We start from the raw sequence: 14,272 nt of genomic DNA, 5'->3' as shown, positions 1-14,272 counted from the left end.
ATTCCACGTAATGATGCTTACAAAATTCTACGAAGCTTAAAAGATGTACCGTGCATGTCTGAACAAGAAATGAGTGCATCTGAAAAGCTTGGACACTTGAGCCCAGGTCGGGTTGTTGACCAGCTACAGTCATTTGCTAATACGGAAAAGCAAGAGACTGAACTTAACCGGAGATGTCGAGCTGCCGGGCTCCAGTTTTTCTTTGATCAAGGTGGTTTGGTCCAATTCAGAAAAATTGTTCAAGAGGAAAAGTGTGATGTATGAACTTAATATCAACCATTTGAATGTTAATGGCTTTATGGACGTTCACACCATAGATGTTCCTATAACTGGAGATTCTCTGGAGATTACTGATAAGGAACATGCTTTATTTCGTGTATCACGAATGAATAAGGTCTGTTCAAAAACGGGCGTTCAGGCACTAGGCCCATCATCAACTTTTCAAGTGATTAATGACAAAACGTTCACCTGTCGTTTGGACGCCGAAGAAGCCTTGACCCAAGATTTTATGGTTAGTTCTGACGTGGTTTATGCGGTCGTTGTAACGCCTGAGTCAGCCCAGCCATATGTGTTATACGCGGCTTACGTTTATAACCCGCAGAAAGTCGCGGCTAATCGTGCAAAAGCAAACATGCCGTTCACGGCCAAAATCACTTTTGAAAATTATGCCGCGACGGAGAAAACCGTAAATGAAAAGAACATCCAAGAGGCCCTATCCCTGTTATCGGTTAATAGAGAAATTAGCTCAAGGTTTGAAGGCGATACATTTTGTATGTTTTGTGAACCCCGAGAAGCCAGTGACTTATTTAACGCGGTCAGTAACTTAATTAGTCGGATGCGGCTCAATCTTACGGGTACCCAGTTCGATGGCGTTACTGCCGCCGTAAGATACGTTTAATTGATGGTGCAGCTATATGGCTGCGCCGCCCTTAAAACAATTCTCCATCCCTGTTCCACCAGCAAGCTATTCAAGCTTTTATTCCCTCGATCCATTCTCCCTGCTTTTCCATATCCTTCAATTTGTCACCACAAACAAACACCCTTCAATATGTCACGATAATACCGTATCAGATTGATATTGCGCGATTTTACTTATGGGTGAAAATTTGAAATATCACTAAATGAGGGCTAAAAAATGCAATTAACTGATACTCAGAAAATGGAATTTATCGAACACGGTGGTGACATCTGCCCCATATGTTCAGACAGCTCGATCGAGCACGACGAACCCGACTTCGGAGATACATCTGTGTCCCAAGACTGCCAATGCTCACATTGCTTCGCAGAATGGAATAATCAATACGTATTATCAGCTGTGAAACTTCTTGAGCCAGGTAAGCTGAACATTAAGGCCTTAAGCCCTCTTCAAGAAGAGCGATACCTGTCTCATGGCCAAGCTTGCGTTATTTGCCAATACGACAATATGGATGGTTCAGGTTTAGGTTTGAATTGCGATGAATTTTTGAAGGTAGCCTCTAAAGGGAAGATGGCTGTTAGTTGTCCTTGCTGTAACGCGTCATGGAACGATCAATTTGAATTAGACGACGTGATTATCACTAATGCCGGCAAATATGCACCCGCAGAGGGAGACGCAGCATGATTGATAAGGTCTTCATCGATACGGACGGACTGATTTGGTTTAAGAACCCAAACCTATCCAATTGGTATGATCACCCTTCCGCTAGCATTGCTAAGCGTGCTAGGCAGGACAATAACGGTCACCCAAGACTTGCAGGCATATGCTTGTCGGGAGTGATGATTTCTCAAATCGATTCACAACTGCCAAACAGAATGGCTGGAGCTATAAAAGAATTAGAATTACCAGACTACTTAATGCAAAAAGCCTCACATAATTTAACCCGCGTCTTACCGGACTTACCCAACTAATTACTTTCATTGGACGCCATCGAATATGGCGTTCATATTCCTTCACGTTCAAAATTTAGCGTTTTTAAAAGTTAAATATTGTACAATCGCTAGATTATATCGATTCACAGCAATGCTTTGAGGATGAATGAAACAACATAAAATATCGATAGGTTTGATGTACACCTTGCTCTGTACTGGAGGCATATTGCTTTCACAAATACAGCTGTATTTTATCCCCCTACTAATCATCATTTGGATAACTGGTTGGCTATTTGGCCGCGGCGCCCCGGCAACAGCTAGACACTACTACAGCCACCTTACCTCGACATGCAAATACTGCACATTAATCATGTCTCTCGGAATACCTATGATGTTTGGAGCTACATTCATCCAATATCAGCTCAATGAAATGGTCTATCCAACGGTTGAATACATTGCCCAGAATCCGGTAATGGCTGGTCATATCGCATTAGCTGTTATTCAAATGTTCGGACTTTTATGCCTTGGCATGCTTGGCCTGCTGGCGTTTAGAACTTACAAGTGCCTTGTTCCATTGTTCAAAGAAGCTTGATTACTCTCAGTTACACAACAACTTTCAAAATAGGGATCACCAATGACAGAATCCACCAGCGAATCGGCTGTTAATGTTCAAGTACCGTCTAAAGAAATTTTTACGATTAACGGCTATTTGATGCTATTTATCATCTGCTTTATCGTCTTCTCTGCTCTCATGATTGGCTTTGGCGTGATTGGAACTAAAACGGTACAGTCCGTTTCCAGTTATAGCCTTGCTACCAGATATACGGAAACAACTCCATATCGATGGTTCAGCATCCCTCTTGGCGTTCTTGCTTTCTTTTGTCTTATTGGGCTGAAAACTCTCGGCCCCAAAGAGGTTCGTGTTGTACAGCTTTTCGGCACGCCTTTAGGCGTATTTAAGAAAGAGGGACTTCACTGGATTAACCCTTTCTTTTCAACAACTCTTCTGAATTATCGGGTAAAAAACTTTGAGACTGATGTCCTAAAAATAAATGATGCTAACGGTAGTCTGATTACGCTTTCAGCGGTAGTAAGTTGGAGAGTAGCTAACCCCGAGTTGGTAGTTTATGAACTGGATGATTTTGATGAATTTTTCAGTTCTCAAGTTGAAGGTAATATTCGCAACGTTGCTGGGAAGTATCCGTATGAGCACGTCGCTGAGTTTGGTGATGATAAATATTCTGAGATAGATGGAGATAAGGAAAAAGCCGATGCAGGTACAATTGCCACACTAACCCAATCAACAGATGAAATTTCAAAAGAGATCATCAAGTCTATCAATGAAGACGTTACCAAGTATGGTCTTGAAGCCATCGATGTGAGTTTTAATAAAATGGGTTACGCGCCAGAAATCGCGGCGGCAATGACCCAGGCTCAGCAGGCAAAAATGGTTGTAAAAGCCAAACGAGAACTAACAACCGGTATCGTAAAGATCGCTGCCAACGCTGTACGAAATCTTTCGGAAGAAGATGATATTAAGCTCAGTGACAATGATAAAAGCAGGTTGGCCACTAACCTAACTCTAATGTTGAGCACAAACAGAGAGGTGGACACAGTAATCTCTTTGGATAATTAACCTAACTTAGCCCAGCCATTGAACTGGGCTTTTTTATACCCTTTCGCGTTTTCTAACTCGCCTTACTCTTGTTAATAACCTAATGACTTAAGGATATTGACCATGAACAACGCATCGTTCTCACATCAGCTAATTCAAAAGACGGAAACGTTTAGCGACATCGATAAAGCTATTCTCGTAAACCTTCTCTATTTGCAAACGACGGGTAGCTTAATGCTTGAGCCTGAAATTGATGGCTCTACAATTGACTGGTTCAAAGAGCATGGCTTCTACGACGCTCTGTTATTGGAGCCAGAGGAAGAAGAAAAGGTGTCTTTAGGCTTCACTGATTAGATCAGATTGCATCCGTAGTGGCGGTTGTTTCAATCGCCATTACCACTACCCCACTCACTACCACCGTACTTTTCGCAATCTACGTGATTGCGCGATCCGTAACATACCTGAGAATAATCCCTGAGTTGAGTAATTACGAATTAAGGGTTTATTTATGAACGGGCTTTTCCTAACAGATGATAAGTTTGACGCAGCGCATATGGCTAGTGTTGAGGCATTCTTATCTCAACACGCACCACAACCAACTACAGTGGCGCGTAATGGCTTTTTCTTCACAGACGATGACATTGCGGCAGCGAAGCTTAATGAAGGCTTACCGTTTGTAATTACCCCTGCATATGACACAGCTGGTAATCCAAATTTCTTCGATGCTAATGGCAACCTTGTGGCTGGCATCTATGCCGATATGCCTAATGAGGTTTATCACTCCCTACCTGCGACCAGTTCCAGCCAAGTAAAAAAATACGCAAAGTCACCTGCACACTACAAGCGAGCTTACATCGACAAAATCGACCGTAAACGTACAGCTAAAACTACTGAGCGCACCTACGATGCAGGTACATACTCACATGAGCTTATATTGGAGCCAGAAGGCTTCTATGACCGCTATTATCGCTTACTTAATCCTGTTGAGCATGAGAACAGCTTACACACTACTGACGACCTTAGAGAGAAGTGTAAAGAACTGAAACTGGCAGTGTCAGGCACTAAAGCCGCTCTAACCGAACGTATCCTACAAGCTGATCCATCAGTACTTATATTTGAAGAACAGCAAAAGCGTCACTTAATTGATAACTCAGGTGAGCCAGCTGTACTTAAAGCATTAGAGGTACAAGCTGACTCTACGGGTCGACCTTCGCTAGTAGATTGCATGACTGACGATCAGGTGAAACCGTTACTAGAGAAAACACCGATTGACCCTATTGTTTGGGATGATGCACACCGCGCTTGTGAAACAGTACGCAACCATGAGTGGGCAAATACCATTTTGCAAAATGGCTTCGCTGAACTGTCTGTCATTGCTCAATGTCCAGAAACAGGAATGATGCTTAAGGTGCGTTTCGACTGGTTATCTAAAGATGGTGTTCCAGCTGATGTAAAAACTACACGCAGCGCCAATCCTTTAATGGCTGCCTATCAGTTTGGTGATCTTGGGTACGACCTACAGGCTTACATGTACACCTATGTCGGTAGATTGGCTGGTATACCCTGCCCAATCAACGTCTTCCCCTTCGTTGCTGTGGAATATCTAGATGCAGACATTTGCGAAGTGTTTGAGTTGTCAGATGCCGATTGGGAAATTGCTGAGAGAAACTTCCATCGTCACATTCAAAATCTACACCGTTCACTAGAAGAAAATGACTGGCCGGGATACACACAGAGAAATGGCAGTACTTTACTGACATTGCCAAAACGCGGTCGCGTCTAACTCCCTACCTCCCCTTTGAGCACTCAACTCAACCTTACTCAAAGGGGTCTATTTGCCCTGTTGCGCGTTTAGCAAGTTGGCAGAAAATAAAAGCTCAACTAACCAAAACACTGTGAGAAATCAAATGACTGCAATCAAAATCGACAAAAAAATGTGCCAAACACTTCGTTCAGAACTTAATCTAGCGTTTGAAGAAATTAAGAGAAAGACTGGTGTAACTATTGAAGTAGGTAATATGTCTTACGATCCTGATGGTTCTAAAGCAACAGCTAAAATCACCATGCTTGGCACCTCAGAAGATGGCACTGTTGTATCACCTGAGTACAAAACGCTTGTATCGTATTTATATGCGTTCCCATACCTTAACGAAGAAAAGATAAAACGTGAGTTTAAATGCAATGGCGAGTGGTATGTATTAACTGGATTCAACTCCAGAGCACGAAAAAACCCATTTATCGGATCGTGTGTAGAAGGAGCTAACAAAGGCAAGAGCTTTGTATTCCCTGCCGATACAATCGAGGCCATGTTTACCAATGAAAAGTTCCTACGTAATTGATACCTTTCGTTTCAATGACCATTCAAAGTTTCTAACTTATTAATCCAATAAAAAAGGGAGCATGATGCTCCCTTTTTACTACCTGTCGATCAGTGACCTAGATTAAAAATCGTATGTTACGTTAGCGTAGTAGTTACGCTCAGGTGTTACGAAGCCTTTAACTGTCTCGTATTCTTTATCAAATACGTTACCCACTTTAGCACCACAAGAAAGTTGCTCAGTGATCTGGTACGTCATAGCAATGTCTGTCAGTGAATAACCGCCAAGTTCAACTTTGTTTGATGCATCGTTGTATCGCTTACCTTGGTACAAGTAACTTACATCAAACTTGAAGTCTGAGATTTCGTAAGACATGTTCCACTTAGCACTGTTGCGAGCGCGACGAACTAGCTGCTTATCCGAATCTTTGTTTTTTGCATCAAGGTAGTCGTAAGAAACCTCATGATAAATACCGAAGGTGTCAAAGCTTGCCACAAACTCTACGCCTTTAACCTGTGCCTTACCGATGTTATCAAGGCTTGAGTTCGCACTAGAAATCATGTTCTCGATTTCTGAGTGATGGTAAGCAACACGCAGATCTGCAAAGTCATAGTTCGCTTCAAGTGCAATTTCACCTGATTGCGCTTCTTCTGGCTCTAAGTTCGCGTTTCCTTCGTAACAACCCCAAACATCACATTGACGCGGCCAGTATAGCTGGTTGAATGTAGGTGCCTTATACGAAGTACCGTACATAGCCGTTAAACGGTGCGAATCATCGATGTCATAACCTGCGCCAAGTTGATATGTTGTAAATGTACCGTATGCATCACTATCATCCAGACGTACATTACCCTCAATCAGATAGTCTTCACCAGACTTAGAGGTACCAAAGTATACAGATTGTGTCTGACGGTCATCGTCCACATAATCAATACTAACGTTATCTACTTTCTCGTTATTGTACTCAAGGCCAGCCATTAAATTCGTAGAATCATTCAGGGCGTAGTTGTTCTGCCAAGTGATCACACTACGTGTGGTAGAAATATCGCTAGCATCCGAACCATTACCATACGATTCAGACTTGTCTTTGTTGTGGCCAACAGTCAGCGATGATAGAAGATTTGAACCTTGGTACTCAGTGACAAGACCTAGATTGTAAGTCGTGTCTTCGCTTTGATCAGCGCCACCTGTAGTGTAACCACTGTCAAAATCATTTTTCCCGTTTTGATAGTAAGCGGTACCCTTAACTGTTAGCTGATCATTAATCTGATAACCACCATCTACGGTTGCGTATGTATTGTTGTAACCATCATCATCCGTGTTCACCGGGTTTGTACTATCTGGTAATACGTTATAGCCGTCAGCACTTTGTGTATTAGCAGAAATGCTAAACCATGCGTTATCAGAAGAAGTCGCTAAACTCGCGTTCGCGTCACGACGACCTTTAGAACCAATACCCGCTGAAACACTGCTTGCATCGCTACCTTTTTCACTTGTGATCAGGTTGATAACACCACTAACGGCATCAGAACCATAAACAGATGCACGAGGTCCACGAAGGATTTCAATACGTTCAACACTCTTGATCGGTAATGCATTGAGATTAGCTGTACCTGTTGTTGAACTACCGACACGAATACCGTTAATCATCACAAGTACGTTACGTCCTGAACGACCGCGGATATAAAAGTTACTTGTTGCGCCAGGACCACCATTGTTGGCCACTTGAATGCCAGGTAGACGCTTTAACAATTCTGCTAAAGACTCAACCTTTAAGTCTTTGATTTGTTCTTTCGAGATCACGTCAATTGGAGACAATTGTTCGTTGATGCCCTGCTCTACACGGTTTGCTGTAACAACAATAGTTTCAGTGGTGTCAGTTGCAGTTGCAAATGCGGATGTCGAAACCAACGTAGCAATAGCAGATGCAATTAAAGTGTATTTCATGTGTTTTCCTTCGCGTTTAAAATAAAAATGGTCGGTCTTCGGACTTATGAATCTGAAAGGAATATTTTCCATTCACCGCTGACTTTCACTTCCCACAAAAACGAATTGCAGTGTGATACAAAGCCTGCGTCATCAAATACCGCTGCGACGTCAGTTCATAGGATTCTCACCTAGATTCCCGGTACCAATTACAAATGTGCTCAATAGTGAGCGTATTACACACGGCAAAGCCGTCCCTACCCGGTTAAGCAACCAAGTTGAGTAGTGAATCTTTAAGTTTCTTAGGCGGGGATTCGCCTCGTACAGCTTGATATGTAACTAAGAAGTCCATAGCCCATTCAACTGAGGGCAATTGGCTTTCGTCACTAAATGAATCCAGATATACCAACCCGAGCTCAACCCAAACATCATCATCAAGTTCATCACGAACTGGAGGTGTTGTTACGTCTGTGAAATCTTCAAAGCCCAGATAGTCATCCTTAAATGGGTCTTGTTTTTCTATCCAACGAAAAGTGATAGAAACGATAGAATTACGTCGGCCGCCTTTGGCTGCATTTTCTTCATACGATAAGCAAATATCGGACTTGTTATGAATTTCAGTGACGGCAGGAATTAGAAATCGGCGTCTAAAATCAGACATGCGTTGGTATGATGCAGGTAGCTCGTATCGGTTAATAAGCCAGTCAATACCAAAGGTGACCGAACGCTCAACCCCTTTTTCGGCGTCTTTAGCATTTCGTTTCAATGTCACCCACTGACGGATAGATTCATACAAACGCAATGCGTATTGGTTGTTTAGCTTTGCAACTACATGGAGGAAATAGCCGGTATATCGGCCATCAGCTCGAAGTAAGTCGACTAGTTCAGCGTTGAATGAAAGAACGGTCGTTCCGCGTTTTGGACGTACAGATCGTTTGGTTGTCCAACTGAGTCCATCCAATGCCTTTTCGCCATTATCTGCATCTTCACTTGGCACATAGAAGACTATCTCCCGTTTATTCAGTGCTGCTGATGCTTTGGCAATGTCACGGCTGATGTTTTTATCGCTTTCATCAAAAACCCGCGCATACTCACTGTGGTTGATAGTTACATCAAACCTTCCTCGTTCTTCTGTAACAGAACCATTAAAGATTTTTTCCAGAGAAAGGTACACCAAGCGTTTTTCATTGCGTGAGAGTGTATACGCTGCCGTAGTCAGTGCGTTCGACTGTCTAAGGTATACGGATTTAGCTTGTTTTTGACTAACGCTAATTGGCAAATTCATAAAACTCGTGACAGCTGAATTATAGAAGTCACGAATTCTAATTTAATTAATTATCAATTAGCAAGCATAAAACGCTATTTATTGAATTCGAATACTCAAAGTGTGTGACAGGCAAATACTAGAAGTTAGTAATTTGAACTACAGCTCAACCTTTAAAGGCCACTTTTTACCTGTGAATAACCCATGAATAACCGCGTTTCCATCCCTTCAATCTGTCACGACTATCCCTTCACATTGTCTATTTATCCCCTTCAATCTGTCACGTTTACCCTTCAATATGTCACGGCTAAACCGCCACAAGCATTGATACATAAGGGATTGCAGAACCTAATAAGATCTTTTAAGAAAGATCATAAGAAAGATCCTTAAGAATGTATGTCCTTGGATATGTGGATTTCGCTTCGCTATAACCCACAATATCCAACGCAAAAAAAATGTGGATATATGGACAGCAAGCTGCCCACATACCCACATTCAAAAATAATTGTTATTTTCTTTTTTGTTTTTATAAATCTAATTGAACGAATCAATTTTCACTTTTGATCTCGAATTCAATATTACCTGTTTATGAATACAGGTGATTTAAACGCTCTAGGATTCTTTCTGTGCTTCATATACCTCAAGCTTACCTTGTAGCACCCCAACCTCTTCGGAAGCCTTCATGCAAGCATCTGAGGCCAAAATGAGCCTTTCGCTAGACCGCTCTAATTGCTCCCCTTGTCTAGCGTTTTGATTCGCTAATTGCTCTATAGTCCCTTCTGCTTGTACCAAACGGTCAGTTAGATTTTTTATTTCTGTTTTCTGTGTTTCTGTCTTGGTCTGTAAGCGCTCCAGTTTCTTCTCTTCCGGGCTACGGTTTTTCTTAAGTGCTGACAGCTCGGATTTAAGATCTTTCACCAGGTTCTTGTTTGTCCCCAGTTCAGAATCTAACTCGGAATTCTGATTAGTTAGCTTCTCAATCTGTTCATCAAGTTTTTTTGCTTTCCTACCAGCGGTATCTAACTCTGCAGATAGTGTATTTACCTGACTTTGTGACTCAGCAAGCTGTTCCTGTGTTTCAGTCAGTTGCTGCGTGGAGGTATCCAGACTAGCTTCGAGATCCCGGACGCGATTCTCGAAAAATTGGTTTTTTTCTTCTAGAGCATTTAGGGCTTTTTCATTAGCAGATTCAACATTCTGGATTAAGTTTTGAATTTGACCATTCGCCTGTTCAGAGATGGTTAGCTTCTGCTCCAGGTTCTCAATAACTTTCGCGCTATCTGCCAGTTTCGCATTTGCATCCGTTAGAGATGTCTGTGCGATTTCTAACTCCTGAGTTCTATCCCTAACCTGAGTTGCTACCTGTGATTGGATTTCACTTTCGATTAGAGGCCAAATCTGATCCCCCAGCCCTTTCAATTTATCGATAAACATTCCAACCCATTCTGGTTGTTGAACACGCACTGAGAGTTCATTTGTCTCTTTGTAGTCCAACAACCATCGTGCACATTGTTCCAACGTACAGTTGCCAGCTACTTCATGGAGCATTTGAGCAGTAATTAATTCTACCGGTTGTCCACCAGCAATCAGTTTGTTTAGATGATCTTCAAGGTTTAGGTTTGTGTCTAACTCTGTATTCATTTCCAGTACCACTTACACAACATTTATTGAATTCGTAAGTTTACAATTTTTTGAATCAGATCAGTTACCTAGAAATCGTACCACCCCACAGAATTTTATAATAAATCACTGTTTTTAAACAAAATATTGATTATTAATTTATTTTCAAAAAGTAGCGTTTTAAAGAGTTGCGCGTTTTCGCAAGTGTCTTAATATTTTCATATCAGACGGGCTAACCACCCCGAATTATCAAAATGCTGTGGAGGCAAATAATGGAACTTATATCAAACTCACAACAAGCTCTGCTAAACTTCGTTGGTCACGCTTGTAATAACGCTGATAGCCGTCAAACAGGCATTTCATCATTTGATTTCGTGTTGCTTGAAGCGAACAACGGACAACTTCAAATCACTGGTTCTAACGGCAACCAGTCATTTACTCGAATTTGTGCTACAGACGAGATCCAAGTAAAAGGCAATGGCAGTCTATGTGTTGACGCAGTGAAACTGTTTCAAGCGACTCGCGCACTACCAAAGAACACACAAGTTAAAATCAAAGAAGTACAAGGTAAAAACCGTGCAGTATTGAGCTGCGGTAAATCACGCCTACAACTAAAAACTATTCCAGTAACCGATTACCCAACAGTTGACATCATCAAAGACGTTGAGAGCACCTTTACCGTTCCTGCTAAAGAGTTTATGAGCCTAATTTCCAACGTGCTGTACGCTTCTGGTCGTAACGATGTGCGTCATTATCTGAATGGTGTTTACCTTAACGTTAATCGTGGTGCATTGTTCGCTAACGCGAGTGATGGTCACCGCCTGTGCGTGAACAAAATGCAAGTAGGTGAAGCAGTAAACAAAATGGGTCTATTGCTCCCTTACAACTCAATGACAGTTTTTACTCGCCTAAACGAGTCTGCGGAAGAAATTACTATTGCTTACAATGGTTCAAGAGCTGAATTCAATTGGGGCGGTCTTGTTTACCGCACAGCCCTTATTGATAGTAAGTTCCCTGATATTTCTAAAATGTTCCCTAAGACATGCGCAAGCAAGATCAAATTTAATCGTCTTGAGCTATTATCAGTATTAAATCGCGTGTCTGTTTTGCTAACAGATGACAAGTTCCCTAAAGTTAAACTCTCAACTACCGAAAACGGTATTAAGCTACAAACTGTGATTGATAATGAAGAAGATGGCTTAGGTGAGGACATGATCACTGCTCAAACATCTGGCGACCCAATCACTTATGACTTCGGTGTTAACCCTAAGTACCTGATTGATGCTCTAAGCCACATTTACACTGAACACGTAACAATGGAATTCACAGAAGCTAATGCGTCATGCTGTGTATCACCTGTTGGAAAGGTAGTAACAAGCAAATCACTAATTATGCCAGTGCGAATCTAGAGAATGCTGAACAACAATAAATTCACTTTAAATGGCGATCAGTGGGTCGCCAGTATATTAGACTTTAAAGTATCGCTTACTGATAAGTGTATGACAGTCTTCCACGGAGAAAATGAAGTAGAAGGCGTTTTGCGCTTTCCAGATGGTTTGACAGATTTAAATGAATCGTCATTCACTTACAGCGAACTGGGTAACCGAACAGCGATACTGCTACCTGACGATTCCGGTCATGTAGAAATAGTCCAGTACGGCAATGACCTACACCTTAATCACTACAATACAAACGGTGTTGTGGTAGAAAAGCTCCAAGTTGCCTCCACACTCGCGCACACCTGATCATTTCCTAATTTAAACTTCTATTCGCTCCGTGTATTATGTGCTCACACATTTAATGCGGAGCGTATTATGATTCATCAAATTTCATTCATGCCTGTCAGAGATGCGAGAAAACTAGTACCTGACAATTCTATTGCACTTATTTCTATTCACGATGCTGGACAGGAAGTTGATTCTCAAGTTCCGAAAGAAGATTGGGGATACTTTGATCACATTGGGTTTGATGATGCAGCATATGACGAAGAACTAATCTCAGAGTATGGCGCTGACTTCTGGAATTATTTTGACGGTTGCGCCCGTAAAGTTCACGCTCTCAAAATTTTGCTTATGTTCAAGCGTATCGAAGAATCACCTAATATCAGAGAAATCATTGTTCACTGTGACGCTGGACGCTCCAGATCAGCTGCCGTTGCTAAGTACTATGCAGAAAAGAACAATCTTGAACTTGAGGGTGACACCACTTACGCGAACTCCCTTATTTACACCCTCTTAAAGAACCCTAACCAGTTTGAGGAAGCTCTCGAAGAGCATGTAAATAAGCCATCCAAAATTTCTCATAATGAAGCAGAAGTGGAAAAGGTAAAACTTTTTCCATTCGGTTGGGTGGATGTGCTAATAGAAAGTATTTTTGGCAAGCCACAGAAGTGAGACTATGGATGATGACATTATACGCGGCATACTCAAGGTATTATCGTTCTTAATGCGGAGCGTTTTACTTGAGTTTATTGATTGGATTGGCGCATCCGTTATTCGTATTATTGATTCTGAAAAAGACTCAAGAGGCACACGGTTATCTAAAGTTATTGGCTGGACTCTCATTGCTTTCGTATTACTTCTTACCTACTACTGCATGAATTACTTCACGGGCTAATTGTTAAGTGTTGTAGTTTTGAAAATGGCCGATTTTCAACTACTGCACTTTCAACAATTAATGTTATGAGGTAGGATTCTCTCAATCAACCAACTACTTTGAGAGAATCAATGCACAGCTCATACGTTCAAAATTGTGTTTTTTTGCTCAACGAGTACCCAGTAAATTCTAAACACTTGGTTAACGCCAAGAAGTTCCTTGTTTATGTACTACTGTTCTCGTTTGTGTTCTCCGGGATTATCCGTTTAGTGGATTACTTAAATGCTCCACCCCCAATTCTATCTGTATATGCTGATCAAGAGTTCTGCCCAGGTGCTCTCAAAGTCACTTCAAAAGATGATTTTGGCTTTATTTTAAACTGTTCAACAATTTCTAAAGGCAGTGAGCTAGATAGTTCAGTGGTAATACAGAAGCTTTCCAAGTTGGACACAAACGTCTACAAAGTAGTAGCTGTACTAAGTGGCAATCGAACATCAGATCCTGATGTTATTGCAACACTACCAAGCTTTGTTGAATCTGACGTGGTAAAGGCATTCGTTTCTAACGCATTGAACGTGACTGGTACTGATGTTCTGGATTCAGGTACTGTCTACTGGGGTATTGGTAAGAGCAGTAAACAAGATTTAGGATTAGTTTCGGCTTTGCTTGAACGCGGCCTATCAAATCCCTACTCACGATTTAATGACTCGATAATGAAAGACTTGGTGAAATCGGAATTGGCAGCTCGAATCGTCAAAACGTCACCAGATCTCACGATTACTAAGAACACAGAGAAAGCACCAGTTCAAGAGGAAGATACCCAGACTATTTCCGTTGAGCCAGAGCAACCAAGTTCTAATAAGTGTCTAGAGAACACCAATGGCTCTCCGTTCTGTAGTGTTGCAGACAATATGGTGAAAATGCTTGATGGCCCATTGGTAAAAATTATGATGATGTTATTCATCATGGGAGTCATCTTCTTCTCGGTTGTTAGCCCCAACTTAGTTATGTTTGCTTCTAGTATCCTAGCTGTGCTTTTCCTTGCTAACGCATCAACAATTGCTTCTACAATCTTGGGAAATTGAC

Annotated in this window: 16 protein-coding genes and 1 riboswitch; of the genes, 13 read left to right on the top strand and 3 right to left on the bottom strand. The window is 41.6% G+C overall.

Annotated elements, in window-relative coordinates:
* Positions 1-54: 54 nt before the first annotated feature.
* From AKJ31_RS14420 to AKJ31_RS14380, 9 genes are all read left to right on the top strand, one after another.
* Positions 55-264 carry a hypothetical protein gene (locus AKJ31_RS14420; RefSeq protein WP_157052366.1) on the top strand — a complete coding sequence of 70 codons (210 nt, stop codon included), beginning with the start codon at positions 55-57 and terminating at the stop codon, positions 262-264.
* On the top strand, positions 257-898 hold the full coding sequence (locus AKJ31_RS14415; protein ID WP_053409812.1) for a hypothetical protein: 642 nt from the start codon (positions 257-259) through the stop codon (positions 896-898). The genes AKJ31_RS14420 and AKJ31_RS14415 overlap by 8 nt, the downstream gene beginning before the upstream one ends.
* A 237-nt stretch (positions 899-1,135) precedes the next feature.
* Positions 1,136-1,600: a hypothetical protein gene (locus tag AKJ31_RS14410; RefSeq protein ID WP_053409811.1), complete on the top strand. Its 465-nt coding sequence runs from the start codon at positions 1,136-1,138 to the stop codon at positions 1,598-1,600.
* Positions 1,597-1,887, top strand: a complete 291-nt coding sequence (locus AKJ31_RS14405; RefSeq protein WP_053409810.1) for a hypothetical protein — start codon at positions 1,597-1,599, stop codon at positions 1,885-1,887. The genes AKJ31_RS14410 and AKJ31_RS14405 overlap by 4 nt, the downstream gene beginning before the upstream one ends.
* 127 nt (positions 1,888-2,014) lie before the next feature.
* Positions 2,015-2,440, top strand: coding sequence for a hypothetical protein (locus AKJ31_RS14400; RefSeq protein WP_053409809.1), 426 nt, complete (start codon positions 2,015-2,017; stop codon positions 2,438-2,440).
* A 42-nt stretch (positions 2,441-2,482) separates the two neighbouring features.
* On the top strand, positions 2,483-3,484 hold the full coding sequence (locus AKJ31_RS14395; RefSeq protein WP_053409808.1) for an SPFH domain-containing protein: 1,002 nt from the start codon (positions 2,483-2,485) through the stop codon (positions 3,482-3,484).
* 102 nt (positions 3,485-3,586) lie between these two features.
* Positions 3,587-3,817, top strand: a complete 231-nt coding sequence (locus AKJ31_RS14390) for a hypothetical protein (protein WP_053409807.1) — start codon at positions 3,587-3,589, stop codon at positions 3,815-3,817.
* A gap of 154 nt (positions 3,818-3,971) precedes the next feature.
* On the top strand, positions 3,972-5,246 hold the full coding sequence (locus AKJ31_RS14385; RefSeq protein WP_053409806.1) for a PD-(D/E)XK nuclease-like domain-containing protein: 1,275 nt from the start codon (positions 3,972-3,974) through the stop codon (positions 5,244-5,246).
* 124 nt (positions 5,247-5,370) lie between these two features.
* Complete coding sequence (locus AKJ31_RS14380; protein ID WP_053409805.1) at positions 5,371-5,802, top strand: hypothetical protein; 432 nt, start codon at positions 5,371-5,373, stop codon at positions 5,800-5,802.
* Between the two features lie 102 nt (positions 5,803-5,904).
* On the opposite strand, the gene AKJ31_RS14375 is transcribed toward AKJ31_RS14380, so the two are convergent.
* The 3 genes from AKJ31_RS14375 to AKJ31_RS14365 form a co-directional block, all read right to left on the bottom strand.
* Positions 5,905-7,728 carry a TonB-dependent receptor domain-containing protein gene (locus AKJ31_RS14375; protein ID WP_053409804.1) on the bottom strand — a complete coding sequence of 608 codons (1,824 nt, stop codon included), beginning with the start codon at positions 7,726-7,728 and terminating at the stop codon, positions 5,905-5,907.
* Positions 7,729-7,740: 12 nt separating this feature from the next.
* A riboswitch (cobalamin riboswitch) is annotated at positions 7,741-7,932 on the bottom strand.
* 40 nt (positions 7,933-7,972) lie between these two features.
* Positions 7,973-8,992, bottom strand: coding sequence for a RepB family plasmid replication initiator protein (locus AKJ31_RS14370; protein WP_053409803.1), 1,020 nt, complete (start codon positions 8,990-8,992; stop codon positions 7,973-7,975).
* A 591-nt stretch (positions 8,993-9,583) separates the two neighbouring features.
* Positions 9,584-10,612 (bottom strand): hypothetical protein, encoded by a 1,029-nt coding sequence (locus AKJ31_RS14365; RefSeq protein ID WP_053409802.1) that lies wholly within the window; start codon positions 10,610-10,612, stop codon positions 9,584-9,586.
* A 251-nt stretch (positions 10,613-10,863) separates the two neighbouring features.
* Between AKJ31_RS14365 and dnaN the strand changes: the two genes are divergently transcribed.
* The 4 genes from dnaN (at position 10,864) to AKJ31_RS14340 (ending at position 14,271) form a co-directional block, all read left to right on the top strand.
* Positions 10,864-12,000, top strand: a complete 1,137-nt coding sequence (gene dnaN, locus AKJ31_RS14360; protein ID WP_053409801.1) for a DNA polymerase III subunit beta — start codon at positions 10,864-10,866, stop codon at positions 11,998-12,000.
* A gap of 90 nt (positions 12,001-12,090) precedes the next feature.
* Positions 12,091-12,336, top strand: a complete 246-nt coding sequence (locus tag AKJ31_RS14355; protein WP_157052365.1) for a hypothetical protein — start codon at positions 12,091-12,093, stop codon at positions 12,334-12,336.
* Positions 12,337-12,405: 69 nt separating this feature from the next.
* Positions 12,406-12,984, top strand: a complete 579-nt coding sequence (locus AKJ31_RS14350; protein WP_053409799.1) for a hypothetical protein — start codon at positions 12,406-12,408, stop codon at positions 12,982-12,984.
* Positions 12,985-13,317: 333 nt separating this feature from the next.
* Complete coding sequence (locus AKJ31_RS14340; RefSeq protein ID WP_053409797.1) at positions 13,318-14,271, top strand: TrbC/VirB2 family protein; 954 nt, start codon at positions 13,318-13,320, stop codon at positions 14,269-14,271.
* Position 14,272: the final 1 nt, after the last annotated feature.

Source organism: Vibrio hepatarius, from assembly GCF_001274785.1.
Classification (GTDB): domain Bacteria; phylum Pseudomonadota; class Gammaproteobacteria; order Enterobacterales; family Vibrionaceae; genus Vibrio; species Vibrio hepatarius.
This window is presented reverse-complemented; position numbering and strand designations above follow the sequence as displayed.

Bases quoted from the DNA above. Each gene is read 5' to 3' on its own strand.
- AKJ31_RS14420 (WP_157052366.1), top strand. From the start codon at position 55: ATGTCTGAACAAGAAATGAGTGCATCTGAAAAGCTTGGACACTTGAGC.
- AKJ31_RS14415 (WP_053409812.1), top strand. From the start codon at position 257: ATGTATGAACTTAATATCAACCATTTGAATGTTAATGGCTTTATGGAC.
- AKJ31_RS14410 (WP_053409811.1), top strand. From the start codon at position 1,136: ATGCAATTAACTGATACTCAGAAAATGGAATTTATCGAACACGGTGGT.
- AKJ31_RS14405 (WP_053409810.1), top strand. From the start codon at position 1,597: ATGATTGATAAGGTCTTCATCGATACGGACGGACTGATTTGGTTTAAG.
- AKJ31_RS14400 (WP_053409809.1), top strand. From the start codon at position 2,015: ATGAAACAACATAAAATATCGATAGGTTTGATGTACACCTTGCTCTGT.
- AKJ31_RS14395 (WP_053409808.1), top strand. From the start codon at position 2,483: ATGACAGAATCCACCAGCGAATCGGCTGTTAATGTTCAAGTACCGTCT.
- AKJ31_RS14390 (WP_053409807.1), top strand. From the start codon at position 3,587: ATGAACAACGCATCGTTCTCACATCAGCTAATTCAAAAGACGGAAACG.
- AKJ31_RS14385 (WP_053409806.1), top strand. From the start codon at position 3,972: ATGAACGGGCTTTTCCTAACAGATGATAAGTTTGACGCAGCGCATATG.
- AKJ31_RS14380 (WP_053409805.1), top strand. From the start codon at position 5,371: ATGACTGCAATCAAAATCGACAAAAAAATGTGCCAAACACTTCGTTCA.
- AKJ31_RS14375 (WP_053409804.1), bottom strand. From the start codon at position 7,728: ATGAAATACACTTTAATTGCATCTGCTATTGCTACGTTGGTTTCGACA.
- AKJ31_RS14370 (WP_053409803.1), bottom strand. From the start codon at position 8,992: ATGAATTTGCCAATTAGCGTTAGTCAAAAACAAGCTAAATCCGTATAC.
- AKJ31_RS14365 (WP_053409802.1), bottom strand. From the start codon at position 10,612: ATGAATACAGAGTTAGACACAAACCTAAACCTTGAAGATCATCTAAAC.
- dnaN (WP_053409801.1), top strand. From the start codon at position 10,864: ATGGAACTTATATCAAACTCACAACAAGCTCTGCTAAACTTCGTTGGT.
- AKJ31_RS14355 (WP_157052365.1), top strand. From the start codon at position 12,091: ATGACAGTCTTCCACGGAGAAAATGAAGTAGAAGGCGTTTTGCGCTTT.
- AKJ31_RS14350 (WP_053409799.1), top strand. From the start codon at position 12,406: ATGATTCATCAAATTTCATTCATGCCTGTCAGAGATGCGAGAAAACTA.
- AKJ31_RS14340 (WP_053409797.1), top strand. From the start codon at position 13,318: ATGCACAGCTCATACGTTCAAAATTGTGTTTTTTTGCTCAACGAGTAC.